General features: G+C 45.1%; 2 protein-coding genes. Both read left to right on the plus strand.

What is annotated here, in order from left to right; genetic code table 11:
* Window positions 1–63: 63 nt before the first annotated feature.
* A complete protein-coding gene (locus P0Y67_RS22705; RefSeq protein ID WP_342393706.1) occupies window positions 64–552 on the plus strand; it encodes an IS630 family transposase in 489 nt (162 codons plus the stop codon).
* A 28-nt stretch (window positions 553–580) separates the two neighbouring features.
* The coding region (locus P0Y67_RS22710; protein WP_342393707.1) for a transposase at window positions 581–802 on the plus strand (222 nt) is incomplete at its 3' end.

Raw genomic sequence — 802 nt, forward strand, 5'->3', positions numbered from 1 at the left:
TAATACCATTCTAAGTAAGAATATGATCTAATTGAGGCTTCTCTTTCAGGTGGTCAAATCGCTATGGATAGCCTCAATAACATTGACTTCAAAAAGCTGGCAAGCCAGCAAAAATCCATTCAAATGAAAATGAGATTACTCGCGCTTGCCCATTTTAAAGAGGGCCAGTCCCGCACTCAAATTGCCAAGTTTCTCAAAGTCAGCAGAACCAGTGTCAACAAATGGGTTCATACCTTTCTCGAAGAAGGCCTCGAAGGACTTCAGGAAAAACCAAGAACAGGTAGACCTTCATTCTTATCCCCTGAGCAACAAGAACAACTCCGCCAATATATCAAAGACAATGCCCATAACCCGCAAGGCGGTAGACTCACGGGTGCCGATATCCATGCATATATTGTCCAGACGTTTGATAAACACTATCACCCTGATTCCATTTACTATTTGCTCGATCATATGGGATTTTCATGGATAACATCCCGCTCAAAACACCCTAAACAATGCCAAGCAACGCAAGAAGCTTTTAAAAAACTTCCTACTGGAAACGATCCGTAACATCCCGGGCCATATCAGCCTTGAGCAAGTGGATGTCTGGTTCCAGGATGAAGCCAGATTTGGCCAGCAGAATACGACGACACGGCTTTGGGCACCGCATGGAACACGTCCCAGAGCGGTTCGGCAGCAGCAATTCGATTACGCCTATTTGTTTGGCTCTGTTTGCCCAAGCCGAGGAATCGGTGAAGCGATTGTTGTTCCTTGGGTCAATAAAGAAATCATGATCGAACACCTCAGGCAAATCTCAAGC

This window comes from Photobacterium sp. SP02, from assembly GCF_038519165.1.
Classification (GTDB): domain Bacteria; phylum Pseudomonadota; class Gammaproteobacteria; order Enterobacterales; family Vibrionaceae; genus Photobacterium; species Photobacterium halotolerans.